This is a genomic window from Pseudoalteromonas sp. SWYJZ12 (genome assembly GCF_015864395.1).
GTDB classification, from domain to species: Bacteria; Pseudomonadota; Gammaproteobacteria; order Enterobacterales; family Alteromonadaceae; genus Pseudoalteromonas; species Pseudoalteromonas arctica.
The window spans coordinates 1-1,637 of sequence record NZ_JADYXH010000045.1; the positions used below are offsets into that span (position 1 = coordinate 1).

Annotated in this window: 1 protein-coding gene; it reads right to left on the reverse strand. The window is 40.5% G+C overall.

Annotated elements, in window-relative coordinates; all coding sequences use genetic code 11:
- Window positions 1–38: 38 nt before the first annotated feature.
- A protein-coding gene (locus I6F42_RS19930; protein WP_197153190.1) for an IS3 family transposase occupies window positions 39–1,585 on the reverse strand; the annotation gives its coding sequence in 2 pieces (ribosomal slippage) (window positions 39–1,126 and window positions 1,126–1,585; 1,548 coding nt in all).
- Window positions 1,586–1,637: the final 52 nt, after the last annotated feature.

Sequence of the window (1,637 nt, forward strand, 5' to 3'; positions counted from 1 at the left end):
CGGAGTTTTTCAAGTTAGTTGTCGCATCAAATTAAATTTTATGCCGCCCGCATTGCTTCTTTTTTCTCTGGATTTAAATTTACTTCATTGATCATCGTCCAATCTCGAGACTTTCCTGACCAACGACTTGGATTCTGTAATTTCGCCATCTCATTTACCTGATGACGTTTCGCTAGTATCGCTTCATCTAATCCTAAATGACGCTGGTTTGGCGTGACAAATTTAATACCGCTGTGCAAGTGCTCATCGTTGTACCAATCAACAAATCCGCTAACCCACTTTCTTGCGCTACCCATGCTTTCAAAGGCTTTCTCAGGGTATTCCGGGCGATACTTTAACGTCTTAAATAGCGATTCAGAATAAGGATTATCATTACTCACAGACGGTCGGCTAAATGAAGGAACAATACCTAACTCCTGCAATGTCGCTAATAACGTTGCCCCTTTCATTGGACTGCCATTATCCGAGTGCAACGTGACTTGCTCAGGCTTTACCTGCTCTCGCCTGCAAATATCTACCATTAAATCAGCCGCCAGTGTGCTTAGTTGTGTGTCATGAACCTGCCAACCAACTATTCTTCGACTATAAATATCCATCACTAAATATAAGTATAAAAACTGACCTTTAACAGCTGTTGGCAAATACGTGATATCCCATGTATAAATTTCGTTTACACGTGTTGCCCTGAGCGCTTTTGGCTTTTTTATCTTTTTATTTGGTTTAACTTTTTCTCTGTGTGTTAATAATTTATGCGATTTCATAACGCGATAAAACGAGCTTTCTGATGCTATCCACACATCTTTATCCAATAGTTTAGGGACTATCTTGCTGGGTGGTAAATGCCCATATTCTATTGAATTAACCGTCTTAATTATACGCTGTTGCTCTAATTCAGTTAGCCTGTTAGGTGGTCGCTTTATCGTACTTGTTCGCTTATCTGTCATATCATCAGCTTCAATCCAGCGTTGAATTGTTCTTGCCGTTAGACCAAGTAACTCACATGCTTTTTCTTGCCTTGCCCCTGATTTCTGCGCGTCGGTAATGAGCTTTATCAATTCATGACGCTCAGTTGAGCTGGTTAATCGTCCTCGTTGAAACCCCAAAGCGCATCTGCTTTTTTTTTGAGTACGAGTAAGGCGGCTGTTTCTGCTAACGCTTTGTCTTTACGATTAAGCTCTTTTTGAAGCTGCTTAATTTCTTGTTTGAGCTGTTTACTGTCTGATTTTACGGGCTTCGTTGAAGGCCCTTTAGCAAAATCTTGCTTCCATTGTTTAATATGATGCGGGTAAAGCCCCTTAGCACGGCAATATTCATTAAGAGCTGCTTCATCTAAACTCGCACATTCAATAATGGCGTTAAGCCTTTCTTCTAAGCTCCAGTCATGAGGGCGTTTTTCTGTTGTCATGTGACTACCATTATTTTTAGTTTCAAGTTCATGGTTTTTAGCAAGCGCGATCCATCGTTGCAAGGTTGAATAACCGATGCCTAAATCAAGCGCAATATCTTCTAGGCGAACATCATCACATTGAGATAATGCTTTTTCAACAGCTTGAACTTTAAATTCTTGTGTAAATCGACGTCTCATTTTATCTGCCTCTATTAAAAGTTAGAGGCGACAACTATCCTGACACAGGGGG